This window comes from Phenylobacterium sp., assembly GCF_016124325.1.
Classification (GTDB): Bacteria; Pseudomonadota; Alphaproteobacteria; order Caulobacterales; family Caulobacteraceae; genus Phenylobacterium.
Genome location: NZ_WGNY01000006.1, coordinates 16,079 through 31,358, shown reverse-complemented (window position 1 = coordinate 31,358; position 15,280 = coordinate 16,079). Strand labels below are relative to the sequence as shown.

Below are 15,280 nucleotides of genomic sequence, written 5' to 3'. Positions count from 1 at the left end.
CGCCCCGTTAATTCGGGGCCTGGATCACGGAGAATGCGCCTCAGGCCCGTTCGATGCGGGCGGCATAGCATCCCATGCCAGCGTAGTGCGCTTGGATGTAGGCGACGCCGGGAACCGCCAGGAGGCGTTCGATCGGCTCGGCCAGGGCCGATCCCGGCGCGACCTCCGCGTCGATCATCATCCCGTGATCGTCGAAGGCGCGCAGGGAGATGTGCGGCCGGACAGCCAGGGCTGGCGGAATCTCGTCGACAGTGCGTCGGGTCTCGCGGGCGCACTCGCGCACGTAGATGGCGTGGCTCGCGCGGAAGGGCGTGTCGGCCGGCTGATGCTCGTAGTTCATCAGCAGCAGGGTCTCGCCCCTGGGGGCGTCCTCCAGCGTGATGCGGCACGGGAAACCCTGGTCCGAGGTCGCGGTGTGGCGCAGGATTCCGCGTTCGGCGAGCGCCTCGTCCGATAGGCCGAACAGGGGCTGGAACGGCTCGACTCCGAGCCCGGTAACGGTGAACGACATGGCTGGCCTCCTGTGGCCAGGAACATCGATCGACCGCCGCGCGAGGCCAATGTGGCCATCCCAACACATGTCCGAAAGCCGCGAGCCCGGAGGCTAGGCTAGGCCAGGCAAGGCTCCCTTCGGACGGCCTCGGCCGCGGCGGCTTCCAGCACTTCGACCACCGGGGACTCGCGCGCTTCGCGGGCGACCGCTTCGCCCAGGCGCACGGCGGCCGCGGCGAAGGCCGGTTCGCGGAGGAGGCGACGGAGCGCCTTGGCGATCTCCTCCGTGCTCGCCGTCGGCGGCAGCGACAGGCCGGCGCCCCGCTCGGCGACGCGCACGGCGTTGTCGTTCTGGTCGCGGCCGTGGGGGACGACCAGCAGCGGGCGCCGATGCGTGAGGGCGCGGGTGACCGTGCCGTGTCCGCCGTGGGTGACCACGACCGCGGCTTCCCGCATGACGAGGTCGTGCGGCGCGCTTTCGACGAGGCGGGCGTTGGCGGGCGGGTCCAGCGCCTCGGCGGGGATGCTGCCGCCGAGCGTGACGAGCACCCGGACGGGCAGGTCCGCCGCGGCGTCCATCACCCGCTGCAGGACGGCCGCATGGTTCTGGAAGGTGGTCGAGAAGCCGACCATGACGAGCGGCCGCGTGTCGCCGGCGTCCCATGGCGAGGTCCAGGGCTTGGCCCAGGCCGGCTGGTCGAGCTGGGGCCCGACATACTTATAGCTGGGCGGCAAGGTCTCGGGCGCGAAGTCGAACGCCCGGGCCGTGGCCAGCAGGTTGGCGACGGCGGCCTTGTCCTGGTCGACCAGATGCGTCAGCGGCTTCAGGCCCAGCGCGGCGCGGGCGGCGTTGACGGCGGGCAGGCCGCTGTCGAACACCTCGACCAGCATGGCGGCGATCTCGGCGTGCTGAGCGCGCTCGGCCTCGGTGCGGGCGGGGGGCAGGCCCGGCCCCACCGGCGGCACGCCCGGGATCGGCGACAGGCTGATGTTGGCCTGGAGAATGGCGAACGGCTGGCCCACGGCCTCGCAGCCGACGGGCACGCCGAACAGGAATTCGCTGGTCACCACCAGGTCGGCCGGCTCGCGCGCCAGTTCCTCCATCAGATCCTCGGCATAGGCCAGCGCCGGACCGGCCCACACCTCGGAGATCACCTGGACGAAGCCTTCAGGCCCTTCGTACGCCCAGTCGCGAGAGGCGTCGGTCGCCGGCGTGCGATCCGGACGGCTGGGCGCGCGGGTCCAGGAGATGAAAGTCGCGCCGGAGGCCTCGGCCTCGGGCCGGTTGCAGGCGTCGCCCAGCACGCGGACGCGGTGGCCGCGGGCGACCAGCTTGCGCGCGACGGTGAGCGCGGGGGCGACGTTGCCGCCGCCTTCCCAGAGGGTGAACAGAAACGATTTCGGGGTCTTGGTCATGGGGGTGGTCCGGATGGAGTTGTCGGAAACGCTTTACGCGGGGTCGGCGAGGGCGGCTTCAATGAGCCGCGCCATGAGGGCCTGGAGCTCGGAGATCGGCCGCTGCATGTCGCGGCGGATGAGCTTCCAGATGTAGAGGTCGGTGGCGACGACGAGGGCGTCGAGCCGGCGCTGGGCGGCGTCGGGGGCGAGACCTTCCAGAGCGCCGGCGAACACGCGAGCCACCCAGCCCCGGTGCTCGGCCCGGCCCATATCGGCGAAGTGGCGAAGGGGTGGGAGGCGATCTTCCTGGGCCAGGACCCGCATGACGGTGTCGCCCGTGCGCTCGTAGTCCTGGATCACCGCGCGGGCCACGGAGAGGGGATCGGGGTTCGGAATGGCGCGGGCGGCGTGCACTTCCTCGCCGATCGCTTCCGCGGCGCTTTCGAGCAGCCCCTCCTTGCTCCCGAACCGGCGGATGATCGTCTGCACGGTGACCTCCGCTTCCTGGGCCACGTCCTCCAGTCGGATCTCGTCGAACCACATGTGTTCGAGGCGTGCGCGGAAGGCGGCCACGATGCGCTGGGCCGTCGCCTCCGCGGCGGCGGCGCGGGCGGTCTGGCGGTACGGGCGCCGGGCGTCGGTCTCAGGCGTGTCAATTTTCATGAGAGCGCCATTAACACGAATAACGGCGATCGCAAAGATTTTGTGTGAGTCTAACTAAAATGAAATCTTGGCCGCCTCAGCGCGCGTCGTGGAAGATGATCCCCAGGGTGTGGCGCCGCCCGCTGCGAAGCCGACTGACGCCATGGCGCAGGTTCACGCGATAGACGCCGCGCGTTCCCCGCACGGGACGGTGGCGGACCGGGAAGACGACGGCGTCGCCCTGGCGCAGCGGAACCACCTCGGCCCGCGACTGCATCCGCGGCCGCTGCTCGGTCAGCACGAATTCGCCGCCCTCGAAATCGCGCCCGGGCTCCGACAGGAGGATCGCTGCCTGCAGGGGAAAGACGTGTTCGCCGTACAGGTCCTGGTGCAGGCAGTTGTAGTCGCCCGGCCCATAGCGCAGCAGCAGCGGCGTGGGGCGCGTCTGCCCGTCCGCGTGGCAGCGATCGAGAAGGGCCTGATGCGTCTCGGGGAAGCGGACGCTCTCGCCCAGGGTCGCGTTCCAGCGGTTGGCGACGGCCGCCAGCGCCGGATAGAGCGCCGTGCGCAACGCCTGGATCGGGTCGGGGAGCGGATAGGCGAAGTAGCGGTACTCGCCCCGGCCGAACCCATGGCGAGCCATCACGACGGTCGAACGGAAGCGGGCTGGATCGTCGTACCAGCCGGCGACCTTGGCGCAGGCGTCGGCCGAGAGAAGGCCAGGCAGGACGGCGCAGCCATAGGCGTCGAGATCGTGTTCCATGAGCGCAGGATCGCCGGTCGGGCGGCGGGTTCAATCCGTCCGCCGGATCACGCGGCCGAAGTCCGCTAGAACCAGTTGAGGTCGATGCGGCGATCGCCGGCGATCAGGCCCTTCAGGCGGGCCTTGCCATCGCGTCCGATGGAGACGATCGCCACCGCCGACGGATGGTCGGGATCGTCGTCGCCCATCCGCTCCGCAATGGCTTCCGCCTCGGCCTGGCTGGCGTGGATACGGTCGACGCCGATCTCGAGCGTGACCGCCGGGCGCCGGTCTTCCCGGGGGGCGGAGCAGAAGGCCTGGCCGCGGACCACGATCTCGCCGAGCTTCGCCGCCTGCTCACGTGTGGCCGCCGCGCCCGTGACGCGATGACGCCCGCCGGCCGGCGACAGCGCGACCCAGTCGGGCGGCGGTCCATCGCTCGACACGGTTCCAGGCGGACAGCCCGAGCCCGCTGGCGGAAAATCGCGGAGCTGGAACTGGAGATAGTGGCCGCTCAGCAGGCTGCGCGGATCGTACATGTTGATGGCCAGCGAGACCTCCTGGCCGTGGGCCAGGGCGAGGCCCTCGCGGGCGACCACGCCGCCGAGCGCGAGCGCCAGGACGAGGCTGGCGGCGACGATCCGGGCGGGCGGTCCGAACCTCACGCCGGCCGCCCCCGGCGCAGCAGGAAGGCGACGACCAGGGCGACGACGCTGCAGCCGGCGAACACCGCCGCCGTCGTCAGGAGGCCCACGCCCAGGTTGAAGAGGAGGGCCGCGCCTGCGGCCAGCAGGCTCAGTACGCCAAGCGCCGTGATCCGGCCCTCCGAATCGTTGCGGCCGAGCGCGACCACAGCGCCCGAGAGCGCCAGCCACATGACGGCGTGCGCCACGCCGAACGCCTCGCTTCCCAGGCCCCAGGCGGCGAAGCCGATGAGCCCGCCGGCCGTCGCCCAACCATAGAGGTCGGCGCTCACGGCGCCGTAGCGGACGCGACCCGCCCGCGCGGCGGCGGCGAGGCCGGCGAGGACGACGGCCGCAAGGAGGAAGCGGCCGCGCATCGCCTCCTCGCCGGCCCAAGGCGGCGAAAACACCGCCATGACCGCGGCGACGCCCGCGGCGTGGGCGAGCGGGCGCGACCGCCACAGCAGCGCCAGCGCCGCTCCGGCCGGCGCGGCGAGCGTCGCCCACCAGACCGGGGCGTCGCCACCGCGAAGCGACCCCCTCAGCGTCGCCCCGTCGCCCAGGAGCAGCAGGGCGATGGCGGCGGCGCCCGTCCAGGGCGAGCGGCCTGCGACCGCCAGGAGGGCCGCGCCGAGGCCCGCCGCGCGCAGCGCGGTCGCCGGATCGCCGGCGATGTCGAAGATCTGGCCCGTAAGGCCGATCGCCGCCGCGAAGACCAGGGCCGAGAGCGCCAGGAGGAGGTTCTTGGTCACCTCGCGTCCCCGCGCCGCAGCCCACGCGGCGCCGAACGCCGAGCCGAGGAAGGCCGACATGATCATCCCGAACCGGACGAGCCGGGGAATCGCCCCCCAGTTCGCCGCGATGAAGGCGATGACCGCGGCGCCGGCCAGGAAGGCGCCGATGGCCGCCAGCGCCGTCGCCGCGTCGAGGCGGCGATCGGCCTTCACCGTGGCGAGGATCGGGTCGCGATTCTCGGCGGCGACAAGGCCGGCGGCGATCCAGGTTTCCAGGTCCGCCTCGAGGCGGCGCCGATAGCTCGCCATGCGTGCGCCCCACTCCGACCGCGCCGAGACTGGCCGAGATGGCGGCGGGCGGCAAGGCGCGCCGGGATTGCGGGCGCGGCCTCTGCGGCCTAGATACGAGGCCTCATCCGAAGGAGAGGCCGATGCGGCTGACGCTGGACATCCCGACCGCCCGAGACGTCCACGCCATGACGAGCCGCCCCCATGCCGACCTTCGCCACCCTCGACGGGCTTTCCTACGCCAGTCCTGACGGCCGCCAGCTCTTCGACAACCTGACACTCTCCTTCGGGGCCGAACGCACCGGCCTCGTGGGCCGCAATGGCGTGGGCAAGTCCACCCTGATCCGGCTGATCCTGGGCGACCTCGCGCCCGCGGCCGGAAGCGTCGCCGTGCGTGGCCGTCTGGGCGTGCTGCGCCAGGCGCTGGCCCCGCCGCCCGGTGCGACGGCGGCCGACCTGATGGGCGTGGCCGAGGCCCTGGACCGCCTCGGCCGGATCGAGGCGGGGCAGGGGAGCCCCGACGATCTCGCCGACGCCGACTGGATGCTGCCCGCCCGCCTGGACGCGGCGCTGGCGGAAACGGGCCTGGCCGGCCTCGACCTCGCCCGGTCCGCCGCGAGCCTCAGCGGCGGCGAGGCGACGCGGGCCACGCTGGCGGGTCTCATGGCGGCCGAGCCTGATCTCATGATCCTCGATGAGCCGACCAACAACCTCGACGCCGAGGCCCGCGGCCTCGTGACCGACGCGCTGGGACGTTGGAAGGGCGGGGCGATCGTGGTCAGCCACGATCGCGAGCTGTTGCGGCGGATGGACCGGATCGTGGAGCTCTCGGACCTGGGCGCGCAGGTCTATGGCGGCGGCTATGATCTCTACGTCGAGCGGAGGGCCCTCGCCGAGGCGGCGGCGGCGCGGAGCCTGGCCGACGCCGAGAAGACCGCCGCCCAGGCCGCGCGGGAGGCCCAGGCCGCGCTGGAGCGCCAGGCGCGTCGCGACGCGGCGGGCAAGCGCGCCCGGGCCAAGGGCGATGCGCCGAAGATGCTGCTGGACGCCCGCGCGGAGCGCGCCGAGGGCACGGGCGGGCGCATCCGCCGGCTGGCCGAGCGGCAGACGGCCCAGGCGGCCGACGCCCTGACGGCGGCGCAGGCGCGGGTCGAGCGGGCGCGTGTGCTGGCGTTCGACCTGCCGCCGTCCGGCCTCGCCGCCGGAAAGGCCGTGCTGGCCTTCGACGAGGTGACCTTCGCCCATCCGGGCGCCGCGCCGGTGCTGGATCGGGTCGGGCTGCGCGTCGTCGGGCCGGAGCGGGTGGCGATCACGGGCCCGAACGGCGCCGGCAAGACCACCCTGCTGCGGCTGGCGGCCGGCGAGCTGGAGCCCGCCGCCGGACGGGTCGTTCGCGGCGTGGCGCCCGCCTTCCTCGATCAGCAGACCGCGTTGCTGGGCGATGCGTCCAGTCTTGTCGCGGCCTTCCGCCGGTTGAACCCGCGCGCGAGCGAGAACGCCGCCCGCGCCGCGTTGGCGCGCTTCCTGTTCCGCAACGCGGCGGCCGAGAAGCCGGTGGCCGCGCTGAGCGGCGGCGAGCGCCTGCGGGCGGCGCTCGCCTGCCTGCTGCTGGGCGACGCGCCGCCGGGCCTGCTGATCCTCGACGAGCCGACCAACCACCTCGACCTCGACTCGATCGCGGCGGTCGAGGCGGCGCTGGCGGGCTATGACGGCGCCTTGCTGGTCGTGAGCCACGACCGCGACTTCCTGGACGCCATCGGGATCGGGCGGGAGATCCGGCTCTAGCCGAACCCCTCGGACAGCAGCGCGATGGTGTCGGCGGCGGCGAGCCGGTGCTCGGCGATCTCGCGGTACTCGGGCGAATTGGCCCAGGCCAGGGCGGCGTCGCGCGTCTCGAAGGCCAGCAGGACGAGCTTTCGTCCGTCCCATTCGCCTTCCAGCGGCTCGGGGGCCTCGTCCGACACCAGCAGCCGCCCGCCGTGCGCCTGCAGCACGGGCATGAAGCCCGCCACATAGCGGCCGTAGCGTTCGCGGTCGTGGATCGCGATGCGGCCGACGACATAGCAGGTCATGCCGCGGCCTTCTTCACGACGCGGAATACGGCGTTGGCCCGCGCGCAGGCCTGGCCGTCGGCGGTGACGAAGGCCTGGGCGAAGGCCAGCGTGCCGCCGGGCTTCACGAACATGGTGTCGAACTCCAGCCACTGGCCGGTGAGGGCCGACGCCAGGAAGTCGACCGACAGGTTCACCGTGACCAGGCTGGAGAGGCCGCCCATCCGCCGCACGCACGAGAGTCCCATGGCGTTGTCGGCCAGCGCCGAGATCAGGCCGCCATGGACGAAGCCCCGGCCATTGCAGTGGGCCGGACCCGCGCGCAGGCCCAGCACCACCATGTCGCCCGAGAGGCGCCGGTAGAGCGGCTCCCAGGGGTCGGTGACGGCGCTCCGGCGGTCGTGCCGCACGAAGCCGTCGGGGACGATCACTCTGGCGTCCATGGCGTCACCCCGCGCTCGCGGGTTGCGCCAGCGACGGCGCCGAGATCACCGTCTCGGCGGCGAACCCGTGGCGGAAGGCGGCATTGACGCCGGGGCGATCGCCGGGGGCCTCGCTCGTGGCTTGGGCGGTGGGGTGGGTCATGGCTCTTCTCCCTGACCGGGTTCAAAGGACCACGACTCAGGGAGAGGCCGGGCGCACGTGGGGCGGTATCCGCCCCTCGCGGCTCGACCGTTCTCATAACCGGACTATGACCGTCGGCCCCGGGATCGCACCGGGTCTGCTCGTCCCTGACCTTCCGTATGGCGGAGAAGCCAGGTGCCCGCGGGCTCGTCCTCCATCGCTGGAGGCATTACCGCCGGTGGGGAGTTTCACCCCGCCCTGAGAACGCAGACCGCCGGAACATCCGACGGCGCGCACAGGATAGGCACGATCATTCGCGCCAAACAAGCGTTTGAACGTGGCGGCTCAGGCCGCTTCGGCCGAGCTGCGGCCCAGGACGTCGTCGCGCACGCTCTCGGCGACCGCGGCCACCTCGGCGATCTCGGCCTGGCCGACGCCGAGCTCTGTCAGCGTCGCCGCGAGGTTCTCCACCACGGCGTCGAAGTGGCTGTCGTTCAGGCCACGGGCGACCAGATGGGCGTGGCCGCGGCGCATGTCCGCGCCCGAATAGGTGTTGGGGCCGCCGAAGGCCATGATCAGGAACGCCCGCTGCTTGGCGTTCTGGGCGGTCATGTCGACGCCCTCGAAGAAGTGCGCGATGCGGGCGTCGGCCAGCACCTTGCCGTAGAAGATGTCGACGGCGGCCTTCACCGCGGCCGTCCCGCCGATGCGTTCGTAGAGCGTGGTCACATGTCCTCCAGAAGTGGTATTGAAAATGCCAGTTTTAGAAGTGGCGCCAAATATACCAGTTTAAGGGCCGCCACAAGCTACGACCCAAGTGAGCGACAGGATGCGTTTGAGCCTTCACACCGACTATGCGCTGCGGGCGCTGATCTACCTGACCGCGACGGACGCGCCGGCGGTCACGGCGGGCGACATCGCCACGGCCTACGGGATCTCCAAGAACCACCTCGTGAAGGTGCTCCAGCGGCTCCGTGCGCTTGGCTACGTGGAGACGGTCCGCGGGCGGGGCGGCGGCGTGCGGCTGGCGCGGCCGCCAGGCGAAATCCCGATCGGGGAGGTGGTCCGCCGCACCGAGGACCTCGGCGAGATGGTCGAGTGCTTCAATCCCGAGACCAACACCTGCCCGCTCATGCCGGTTTGCTTGCTGCAACGGCGTCTGGACGAGGCGCTGAAGGCCTATCTCGATGTGCTCGACGGCTACACCGTGGCCGACATGGCGGCCAATCGGCGGGCGCTGGCCCGGGCGCTCAGGCTCTGAGCCGGCTCAGGCCCGCTTGTTGAGCGTGATCGCCGTGGCCGTCCCGGGGCCGCCGCTCTGCTGGCCGCTGGCGCCGTAGACGCTGACCTGGCTGCGCTGGCGCGCGACTTCGTCGGCGATGCACTTGACCAGGCCCTCGGTCACGATTTTGGCGGCTTCGATGGCGCGGCCCTGGCGGGCGAGCACGGCGTCGAACGCTTCGGTGGCGCGGGTCAGGCGCGTGCGAAGCTCGAGCGGCGCGCCGGAAATCAGGCTGGGTTCGGCGCGAACCCGCATGCTTTCGTGGCGGTAGAGGTTGGCGAGGCGGGAGGTCTCCTCCATCAACGCCGCCGCCTCCTGCGGCCGGCGCTCCTCGAACGCCTTGGCCTGCTCGGCGATCAGGGCGGTCAGCCTGTCGGTCAGGATGAGGAGCTGTTCGACCCGATCGGTAGCGTCGTTCGCGGCGATAGCCATCAGGTCAGCCCCTGCATCTTGAGGATTTCGCGCTGGATCGTGTCGGAGAGCCCGATGCCGCCGGCGCGGGTCATCTCCTTGCCCATGGCGTCGGTGAGCACCGAGCGGAACATCTCTTCGCCGAAGCCGCCGCCGAACGGGCCGTCGGTCTTCACGCCGGCGAACATCTGCTGGAACATCATCGAGAGGAACTGGCCCTCGAACTTCTGCGCCGCGTCCTTGGCCTTGGAGTGGGCGAGGTCGGCCGTGCTCGTCGGCGTCGCCGTGGGCGAGAGCAGGCTCGGCGAAAGGGCGACGGGGGAGATCAGGTCGGTCATCACATCACCTCGATCTCGGCCTGCAGCGCGCCCGCGGCCTTGATGGTCTGGAGGATGGAGATCATGTCGCGCGGCGTGACGCCCAGCGCGTTCAGGCCTCCCACCAGCGTGGCGAGCGAGGCGCCCGACTGGACGGTGAGGAACTGGCGGCCCTTCTCCTCCTCGACCGAAACGTCGCTCTGTGGGACGACCGCCGTCTGGCCGCCGCGGGAGAAGGGCGTGGGCTGGCTCACGGCCGGCTGCTCGCGCACGGTGATGGTCAGGTTGCCCTGTTGGATCGCCACGGTGGAGACGCGGACCGCGTCACCCATCACGATCACGCCGGCGACCTCGTCGATGACCACCCGGGCCGGGGCGTCGGGCTCCACCGAGAGGTTCTCCACCTGCGCCATGAAGGCGGTCATGTCCTGGCCGTTCGGCGGTCGGACCGCGACGATGGTCGGGTTCTCGGCGTAGGCGGTGCCGGGATAGGCGGTGTTGACCACGTCGGCGATGCGCCTCGCGGTCGTGAAGTCGGGATTGCGCAGCGTCATCCGGAGTTGGCCCATGCTGGCCATCTGGAAAGCGACTTCGCGCTCGACCGTCGCCCCGCTGGCGATGCGGCCGGCGGTCGGAACGCCCTTGAGCACGGTCGAGCCCGAGGCGCCGCCGGCGCTGATCGCGCCCGTCTGCACGGTCCCTTGCGCGACGGCGTAGGCCTGGCCATCCGCGCCGAGCAGCGGCGTGACCAGCAGGGTGCCGCCCAGCAGGCTCTTGGCGTCGCCCAGCGCGGAGACGGTGGCGTCGATCCTGGCGCCCGGCGCAGCGAAGGCCGGCAGCTTGGCCGTCACCATCACGGCGGCGACGTTCTTGGTGTTGAGATTCGCGTCGCGGACGTTCACGCCCAAGCGTTCCAGCATCGCCTCGAGGCTCTGCTTGGTGAAGGGCGCGTTCCGCAGCGCATCGCCGGTGCCGTTCAGCCCGACGACGATCCCGTAGCCGATGAGCTGGTTCTCGCGCACCCCCTCGAACTCGACGATGTCCTTGATGCGCGACTTGGCCATCGCCGGGGAGGCGAAAGCGGCCGCGGCGGCGAGGGTGAGGGCGGCGAGGAGACGGATCGGACGCATGGCTACCTTGGGGGCAGATGTTCAGCGCCCGTCTGGCGAGAAGCGTGCCAAGCGAAAAACTCAATAATATCAAACAGGCCGCCATGGGGGGCGGCAAGATCGACTAGGCAGAAAGCGCCGCCCGTTAACCGTGTTGCAAGCTTGGGGGCGGAAGGTGCCGGTCGAAGTGTCGAGGTCCAGGCGTCCATTCCCATGAAGGTCTCCGGAACAGGCGGTCCGTCCCAGGCGTCCGGCGCGAAGCCCGCGCGCGGCGGCGGTGGGGACGGCGCGGGCTTCCGGATCGCCGGCGCCGCGCCGGCCTCGGCGGCCGCGCCGGCCACGTCGGTGGCGGGCGCAGGCGGCGTGATGGGCGTCGAGGCGCTCATCGCCCTGCAGCAGGTGGAGACTCCCATCGAGCGCCGGCGGCGGTCGGTGCGCCGCGCCGGCAAGCTCCTGGACAAGCTGGACGACATCAAGGTGGCGCTGCTGGGCGGGGAACTGGGGCCGACCCAGCTGGACGCGCTCAGCCGAGCGATCCGGGAGGAGCGCGCCTTCACGGACGATCCGAAACTGGAGGCGGTGCTGGACGAGATCGAGACTCGCGCGGCGGTTGAGCTCGCCAAGCTGGAGTCCACAAGCCGTGCGGCGTGATCCACAGCGGTTTGATCTGCGGCGAACCGGCGGCGTTGAAACGGCGGCTTGTTCTGGTATACAGCCGCCGCGTGTCTCAGGCTTCGCAGGGGCGTGAGGTTTTCATGAAGACAGCCGCAGTTCTGGCTGAGGATTCCGCCTACCGTCCTTCCGAGGACGAGGAGTTCATGAACGAGCGTCAGCTTGAGTACTTCAAGCAGAAGCTCCTCATGTGGAAAGAGGACATCCTTCGCGAATCTCGCGAGACCTTGTCGCACCTTCAGAAGGAAACCGAGAACCACCCCGACTTAGCTGATCGGGCGTCCTCGGAAACTGATCGGGCACTTGAGCTGCGCACCCGCGACCGTCAGCGGAAGCTGATCTCCAAGATCGATGAGGCGCTCCGCCGCATCGAGGATGGCTCGTACGGCTTTTGCGAGGAGACGGGCGAGCCGATTGGCCTGGCCCGTCTGGAAGCCCGCCCGATCGCAACCTTGAGTCTTGAGGCCCAGGAGCGGCACGAGCGCCGCGAGCGCGTCCACCGCGACGATTGACCGGCCTTCGGGCGGTTAGCCGCCGACGCCCTCGGCTGCAGGGCCGGGCGATCGGCGCACGAACGTTTCCCAGGCCGCTGTGACCCCGAGCGCCGTCGTCGCCGCGCCGAGCAGCGCGATGGGCGTCAGGTGGGGCGTGGCCACGGCCGCGGCGCCCAGAAGCGCCAGTCCCGTCACCCGCGACGGCGAGATCACCCTGAACACCGCATGCTTGAACCACAGGCCGCCTGCCAGGAAGAGCGCCGGCCCACCCAGGATCAGCCAGGCCGCGCGCGGCTCCAGTTCGCCCAGCGGATGGGCCAGGGCCAGCTCGTCCCCGGCCGCCGCGACGATGATCCCCGCCACGATCGGGATGTGGGCGTAGGTGTAGGCGAGACGCGCGATGGCGCCGGGGTCGCGCGAACTGGCGATGGCCTCGCTGGCCGCCTCGGCGGCGGCGTTGAAATAGATCCACCACATGGCGACCGAGCCCAGCAGGGCGATCAGGAACGCCGCTGCGTCGGCCGGCGTCCAGTGGCCGCCCGCGAAGGTGGCGCCGGTCATCAGGATCGATTCGCCGAGACAGATGATGATGAAGAGACCGCAGCGCTCGGCCATGTGGGCGCCTTCGACGGTCCATTCGTCGGTGCTGGTCCGGCCCATGCCCGGCGTCCAGAAGCCCAGCGCGGCCGAAGCGTATTCGATGGCGAGCGCCGCGGACCAGAAGGCGGCCTGCCAGCCGCCGGCGAGCGCGCCTGACAGCCAGAAGACCGCCGACAGGCTCTTCCAGATCGCCATCCGGACGAAGTTGCGGCGCAGCGAGTCGTCGCTGCGCACCGCCCAGACCATGAAGAGGGTGCGCCCCACCTGTGTGGCGGTGAAGGCCAGCGCGAAGATCAGCGCCCGTTCGCCGAACGCCTCGGGAATCGAGCTCGAGAGGAGCAGGCCCAGCGCCATCAGCACGAAGAGCGCGCTGCGGACCACCGGATTGTCGGGGTCGAGCCAGTTGGTGACCCAGGTCGTATAGATCCACGCCCACCAGACCGCGAGCAGGAGCAGCAGCGTTTCAAGCACGGCCGCGAGCCCGTGCTGTTCCAGGAGCGCGTGGGAGAGCTGGGTCACGGCGAAGACGAACACCAGGTCGAAGAACAGCTCGACCGTCGTCACCCTCGCGTGATGGCCTTGCACGCGCTCGCGGAGCATCTGTCGGGTCATGGCGCCTCCCGCGACCGAGCCTAGCGGGGCGGCGCGCTTTCGGCCAAGTCTGGGGTGTTGACGCTTTGCTCGCACATTGGCGTCAGACTATATATGCTCAAAATGAGCATTACTCCGGACGGAGCCGACCGTGACTGAGGCGTTCCACTCGATCCACACGCACGGCTTCGTCCGCGCCGCGGTCTGCACGCCTTCGGTGCGGCCTGGCGACCCCGGCTTCAACGCCGCTGAGACGCTCCGGCTCGCCCGTGAGGGCGATGTCGAGAGCTGCGACCTGATGCTTTTCCCCGAGCTGGGACTGTCGGCCTACGCCATCGACGACCTGTTCCTGCAGGACGCCCTGGTGAAGCGGGTGGAGGCGGAGATCGGGGCGCTGGCCGAGGCCAGCAGGCGCCTGAAGCCGGTGCTGATCGTGGGCGCGCCGGTGATCCACAACGGGCGGCTCTACAACTGCGCCGTGGCGATTTCGCGGGGTCGCATCCTCGGCGTCGTGCCGAAGAGTTTCCTGCCGAACTATCGGGAATATTACGAGAAGCGCTGGTTCGCGCCGGGCGTCGGCGTGACCGGCCTGGAGACGACCATCGCGGGCCAGAGCGCGCCGTTCGGCACGGACCTGGTCTTCGAGGCCGAGGATCTGGCCGACTTCGTCTTCCATCTGGAGATCTGCGAGGACTTCTGGGCGCCGCAGCCGCCGTCGACCCAGGGTGCGCTGGCCGGCGCGCTGATCCTCTGCAACCTGTCGGCCTCGAACATCGTGGTGGGCAAGGCCGACGATCGCGAGATCCTGTGCGCCTCGCAATCCACGCGTTGTCAGGCGGCCTATCTCTATTCCGCCGCTGGGCCGGGCGAGAGCACCACGGACCTGGCCTGGGACGGCCAGGCCTCGATCCACGAACTTGGCCGCCGGCTGGCCCAGACCGACCGCTTTCCGGCGGCCTCGGAGATGGCGGTGGCCGACATTGATGTGGAACGGCTGCGCCTGGAGCGGATGCGCACGCCCACCTTCAACGACGCCGCCGCGGCCGCCGGCCACCCGGAACGGTCGTTCCGCCGCGTGCGCTTCGCCCATGAGCCGCACTTCGACGACGTGGGCCTGATCCGGCCGCTGGACCGCTTCCCCTTCGTGCCCGACGATCCGGCCCGGCTGGACCAGGACTGCTACGAGGCGTTCAACATCCAGGTCCAGGGCCTGACCAAGCGCATCCAGGCGACGGGGACGAAGCACGCCGTCATCGGCGTCTCGGGCGGGCTCGATTCCACCCACGCCCTGATCGTGACCGCCAAGGCGTTCGACGCCGTCGGCCTGCCGCGCGAGAACATCCTGGCCTTCACCCTGCCGGGCTTCGCCACCAGCGACGGCACCAAGGCCAATGCCTGGGCGCTGATGAAGGGACTGGGCGTCACCGGCCAGGAGATCGACATCCAGCCCACCGCGCGGCTGATGCTGCAGGAGATCGGCCATCCGTTCGCGGGCGGCGAGCCGGTCTATGACATCACCTTCGAGAACGTGCAGGCGGGCCTCCGGACCGACTACCTGTTTCGCCTCGCCAACCAGAACAACGGCTTCGTGGTCGGCACGGGCGACCTTTCCGAGCTGGCGCTGGGCTGGTGCACCTATGGCGTCGGCGACCAGATGAGCCACTACAACGTCAATTCCGGCGTCGCGAAGACGCTGATCCAGCACCTGATCCGCTGGGTGGTGAAGACGGGCCAGTTCCCGGACGACGCCAACCGGACGCTGCTCTCGATCCTCGACACCGAGATTTCGCCGGAACTGGTCCCGGCCGACGCCACGGGCGCGATCCAGAGCACCCAGGCCAAGGTGGGGCCCTACGAGTTGCAGGACTTCAACCTCTTCCACATCACCCGCTTCGGCCTGCGACCCTCGAAGGTGGCGTTCCTGGCATGGCATGCGTGGCATGACGCGGCGCGGGGCCTATGGCCCGAGAACTTCCCGCCCGAGGCGCGCAACGCCTACGACCTGGAGACGATCAAGAAGTGGCTGGGCGTGTTCCTGTTCCGCTTCTTCGAGATCAGCCAGTTCAAGCGCTCGGCCCTGCCGAACGGGCCCAAGGTGATCTCGGGCGGGGCGCTCAGCCCGCGCGGCGACTGGCGCGCGCCCAGCGACGGGACGGCGCGGGTCTGGCTGGACGAGCTGGAAGCCAACGTCCCTTAAGAAGAAGCCCTCC

19 protein-coding genes and 1 riboswitch are annotated in these 15,280 nt (G+C 70.7%); of the genes, 5 read left to right on the top strand and 14 right to left on the bottom strand.

The features are described from left to right. Positions 1 to 40: 40 nt before the first annotated feature. The 6 genes from GC203_RS02030 to GC203_RS02005 form a co-directional block, all read right to left on the bottom strand. On the bottom strand, positions 41 to 511 hold the full coding sequence (locus GC203_RS02030) for a DUF1203 domain-containing protein (protein ID WP_293450817.1): 471 nt from the start codon (positions 509 to 511) through the stop codon (positions 41 to 43). A 98-nt stretch (positions 512 to 609) separates the two neighbouring features. Continuing rightward, positions 610 to 1,908 carry a glycosyltransferase gene (locus tag GC203_RS02025; protein ID WP_293450815.1) on the bottom strand — a complete coding sequence of 433 codons (1,299 nt, stop codon included), beginning with the start codon at positions 1,906 to 1,908 and terminating at the stop codon, positions 610 to 612. A gap of 33 nt (positions 1,909 to 1,941) precedes the next feature. Next, positions 1,942 to 2,553, bottom strand: coding sequence for a TetR/AcrR family transcriptional regulator (locus GC203_RS02020; RefSeq protein ID WP_293450813.1), 612 nt, complete (start codon positions 2,551 to 2,553; stop codon positions 1,942 to 1,944). Positions 2,554 to 2,629: 76 nt separating this feature from the next. Continuing rightward, positions 2,630 to 3,295, bottom strand: coding sequence for a 2OG-Fe(II) oxygenase (locus tag GC203_RS02015; RefSeq protein WP_293450811.1), 666 nt, complete (start codon positions 3,293 to 3,295; stop codon positions 2,630 to 2,632). Between the two features lie 65 nt (positions 3,296 to 3,360). After that, on the bottom strand, positions 3,361 to 3,939 hold the full coding sequence (locus tag GC203_RS02010; RefSeq protein ID WP_293450809.1) for a GDYXXLXY domain-containing protein: 579 nt from the start codon (positions 3,937 to 3,939) through the stop codon (positions 3,361 to 3,363). Then, positions 3,936 to 5,000, bottom strand: coding sequence for a DUF2157 domain-containing protein (locus GC203_RS02005; RefSeq protein ID WP_293450807.1), 1,065 nt, complete (start codon positions 4,998 to 5,000; stop codon positions 3,936 to 3,938). Before GC203_RS02005 ends, GC203_RS02010 begins: the two co-directional genes overlap by 4 nt. A gap of 183 nt (positions 5,001 to 5,183) precedes the next feature. On the opposite strand from GC203_RS02005, the gene GC203_RS02000 reads away from it, so the two are divergent. Then, on the top strand, positions 5,184 to 6,764 hold the full coding sequence (locus GC203_RS02000) for an ABC-F family ATP-binding cassette domain-containing protein (RefSeq protein WP_293450805.1): 1,581 nt from the start codon (positions 5,184 to 5,186) through the stop codon (positions 6,762 to 6,764). On the opposite strand, the gene GC203_RS01995 is transcribed toward GC203_RS02000, so the two are convergent. The 4 genes from GC203_RS01995 to GC203_RS01980 form a co-directional block, all read right to left on the bottom strand. Then, on the bottom strand, positions 6,761 to 7,051 hold the full coding sequence (locus GC203_RS01995; RefSeq protein WP_293450803.1) for a DUF1330 domain-containing protein: 291 nt from the start codon (positions 7,049 to 7,051) through the stop codon (positions 6,761 to 6,763). The genes GC203_RS02000 and GC203_RS01995 overlap by 4 nt on opposite strands. After that, entirely contained in the window at positions 7,048 to 7,473 is a 426-nt protein-coding gene (locus tag GC203_RS01990) for a PaaI family thioesterase (RefSeq protein WP_293450801.1), read from the bottom strand. Before GC203_RS01990 ends, GC203_RS01995 begins: the two co-directional genes overlap by 4 nt. Positions 7,474 to 7,477: 4 nt before the next feature. Next, a complete protein-coding gene (locus tag GC203_RS01985) occupies positions 7,478 to 7,615 on the bottom strand; it encodes a hypothetical protein (RefSeq protein ID WP_293450799.1) in 138 nt (45 codons plus the stop codon). Positions 7,616 to 7,700: 85 nt separating this feature from the next. Then, positions 7,701 to 7,864, bottom strand: a riboswitch (FMN riboswitch). A gap of 75 nt (positions 7,865 to 7,939) precedes the next feature. Then, positions 7,940 to 8,323, bottom strand: coding sequence for a group 1 truncated hemoglobin (locus GC203_RS01980; protein ID WP_293450797.1), 384 nt, complete (start codon positions 8,321 to 8,323; stop codon positions 7,940 to 7,942). A 100-nt stretch (positions 8,324 to 8,423) separates the two neighbouring features. Between GC203_RS01980 and GC203_RS01975 the strand changes: the two genes are divergently transcribed. Further along, positions 8,424 to 8,855 (top strand): Rrf2 family transcriptional regulator, encoded by a 432-nt coding sequence (locus tag GC203_RS01975; protein WP_293450795.1) that lies wholly within the window; start codon positions 8,424 to 8,426, stop codon positions 8,853 to 8,855. Between the two features lie 6 nt (positions 8,856 to 8,861). Here GC203_RS01975 and GC203_RS01970 read toward each other — a convergent pair whose 3' ends face one another. The 3 genes from GC203_RS01970 to GC203_RS01960 are packed head-to-tail and all read right to left on the bottom strand — an operon-like array spanning position 8,862 to position 10,734. Beyond that, positions 8,862 to 9,308 carry a flagellar basal body protein gene (locus tag GC203_RS01970; protein WP_293450793.1) on the bottom strand — a complete coding sequence of 149 codons (447 nt, stop codon included), beginning with the start codon at positions 9,306 to 9,308 and terminating at the stop codon, positions 8,862 to 8,864. Then, entirely contained in the window at positions 9,308 to 9,625 is a 318-nt protein-coding gene (locus tag GC203_RS01965; protein ID WP_366501318.1) for a rod-binding protein, read from the bottom strand. The genes GC203_RS01970 and GC203_RS01965 overlap by 1 nt, the downstream gene beginning before the upstream one ends. Then, positions 9,625 to 10,734 (bottom strand): flagellar basal body P-ring protein FlgI, encoded by a 1,110-nt coding sequence (locus tag GC203_RS01960; RefSeq protein WP_293450791.1) that lies wholly within the window; start codon positions 10,732 to 10,734, stop codon positions 9,625 to 9,627. Before GC203_RS01960 ends, GC203_RS01965 begins: the two co-directional genes overlap by 1 nt. A 192-nt stretch (positions 10,735 to 10,926) precedes the next feature. Here GC203_RS01960 and GC203_RS01955 point away from each other — a divergent pair, with 192 nt between their 5' ends. Together GC203_RS01955 and dksA are read left to right on the top strand one after the other, a co-directional pair. Continuing rightward, a complete protein-coding gene (locus tag GC203_RS01955; RefSeq protein ID WP_293450789.1) occupies positions 10,927 to 11,364 on the top strand; it encodes a flagellar assembly protein FliX in 438 nt (145 codons plus the stop codon). 104 nt (positions 11,365 to 11,468) lie between these two features. Next, positions 11,469 to 11,897: an RNA polymerase-binding protein DksA gene (gene dksA, locus GC203_RS01950; RefSeq protein ID WP_293450787.1), complete on the top strand. Its 429-nt coding sequence runs from the start codon at positions 11,469 to 11,471 to the stop codon at positions 11,895 to 11,897. Positions 11,898 to 11,912: 15 nt separating this feature from the next. On the opposite strand, the gene GC203_RS01945 is transcribed toward dksA, so the two are convergent. Next, on the bottom strand, positions 11,913 to 13,091 hold the full coding sequence (locus GC203_RS01945; RefSeq protein WP_293450785.1) for a low temperature requirement protein A: 1,179 nt from the start codon (positions 13,089 to 13,091) through the stop codon (positions 11,913 to 11,915). A 130-nt stretch (positions 13,092 to 13,221) separates the two neighbouring features. Between GC203_RS01945 and GC203_RS01940 the strand changes: the two genes are divergently transcribed. Then, positions 13,222 to 15,267, top strand: coding sequence for an NAD(+) synthase (locus tag GC203_RS01940; protein WP_293450783.1), 2,046 nt, complete (start codon positions 13,222 to 13,224; stop codon positions 15,265 to 15,267). Positions 15,268 to 15,280: the final 13 nt, after the last annotated feature.

What these genes read in the sequence shown, in the direction of transcription:
- GC203_RS02030 (WP_293450817.1), bottom strand. Translation starts at nt 511, where the DNA reads ATGTCGTTCACCGTTACCGGGCTCGGAGTCGAGCCGTTCCAGCCCCTG.
- GC203_RS02025 (WP_293450815.1), bottom strand. Translation starts at nt 1,908, where the DNA reads ATGACCAAGACCCCGAAATCGTTTCTGTTCACCCTCTGGGAAGGCGGC.
- GC203_RS02020 (WP_293450813.1), bottom strand. Translation starts at nt 2,553, where the DNA reads ATGAAAATTGACACGCCTGAGACCGACGCCCGGCGCCCGTACCGCCAG.
- GC203_RS02015 (WP_293450811.1), bottom strand. Translation starts at nt 3,295, where the DNA reads ATGGAACACGATCTCGACGCCTATGGCTGCGCCGTCCTGCCTGGCCTT.
- GC203_RS02005 (WP_293450807.1), bottom strand. Translation starts at nt 5,000, where the DNA reads ATGGCGAGCTATCGGCGCCGCCTCGAGGCGGACCTGGAAACCTGGATC.
- GC203_RS02000 (WP_293450805.1), top strand. Translation starts at nt 5,184, where the DNA reads ATGCCGACCTTCGCCACCCTCGACGGGCTTTCCTACGCCAGTCCTGAC.
- GC203_RS01995 (WP_293450803.1), bottom strand. Translation starts at nt 7,051, where the DNA reads ATGACCTGCTATGTCGTCGGCCGCATCGCGATCCACGACCGCGAACGC.
- GC203_RS01990 (WP_293450801.1), bottom strand. Translation starts at nt 7,473, where the DNA reads ATGGACGCCAGAGTGATCGTCCCCGACGGCTTCGTGCGGCACGACCGC.
- GC203_RS01985 (WP_293450799.1), bottom strand. Translation starts at nt 7,615, where the DNA reads ATGACCCACCCCACCGCCCAAGCCACGAGCGAGGCCCCCGGCGATCGC.
- GC203_RS01975 (WP_293450795.1), top strand. Translation starts at nt 8,424, where the DNA reads ATGCGTTTGAGCCTTCACACCGACTATGCGCTGCGGGCGCTGATCTAC.
- GC203_RS01970 (WP_293450793.1), bottom strand. Translation starts at nt 9,308, where the DNA reads ATGGCTATCGCCGCGAACGACGCTACCGATCGGGTCGAACAGCTCCTC.
- GC203_RS01965 (WP_366501318.1), bottom strand. Translation starts at nt 9,625, where the DNA reads ATGACCGACCTGATCTCCCCCGTCGCCCTTTCGCCGAGCCTGCTCTCG.
- GC203_RS01960 (WP_293450791.1), bottom strand. Translation starts at nt 10,734, where the DNA reads ATGCGTCCGATCCGTCTCCTCGCCGCCCTCACCCTCGCCGCCGCGGCC.
- GC203_RS01955 (WP_293450789.1), top strand. Translation starts at nt 10,927, where the DNA reads ATGAAGGTCTCCGGAACAGGCGGTCCGTCCCAGGCGTCCGGCGCGAAG.
- dksA (WP_293450787.1), top strand. Translation starts at nt 11,469, where the DNA reads ATGAAGACAGCCGCAGTTCTGGCTGAGGATTCCGCCTACCGTCCTTCC.
- GC203_RS01945 (WP_293450785.1), bottom strand. Translation starts at nt 13,091, where the DNA reads ATGACCCGACAGATGCTCCGCGAGCGCGTGCAAGGCCATCACGCGAGG.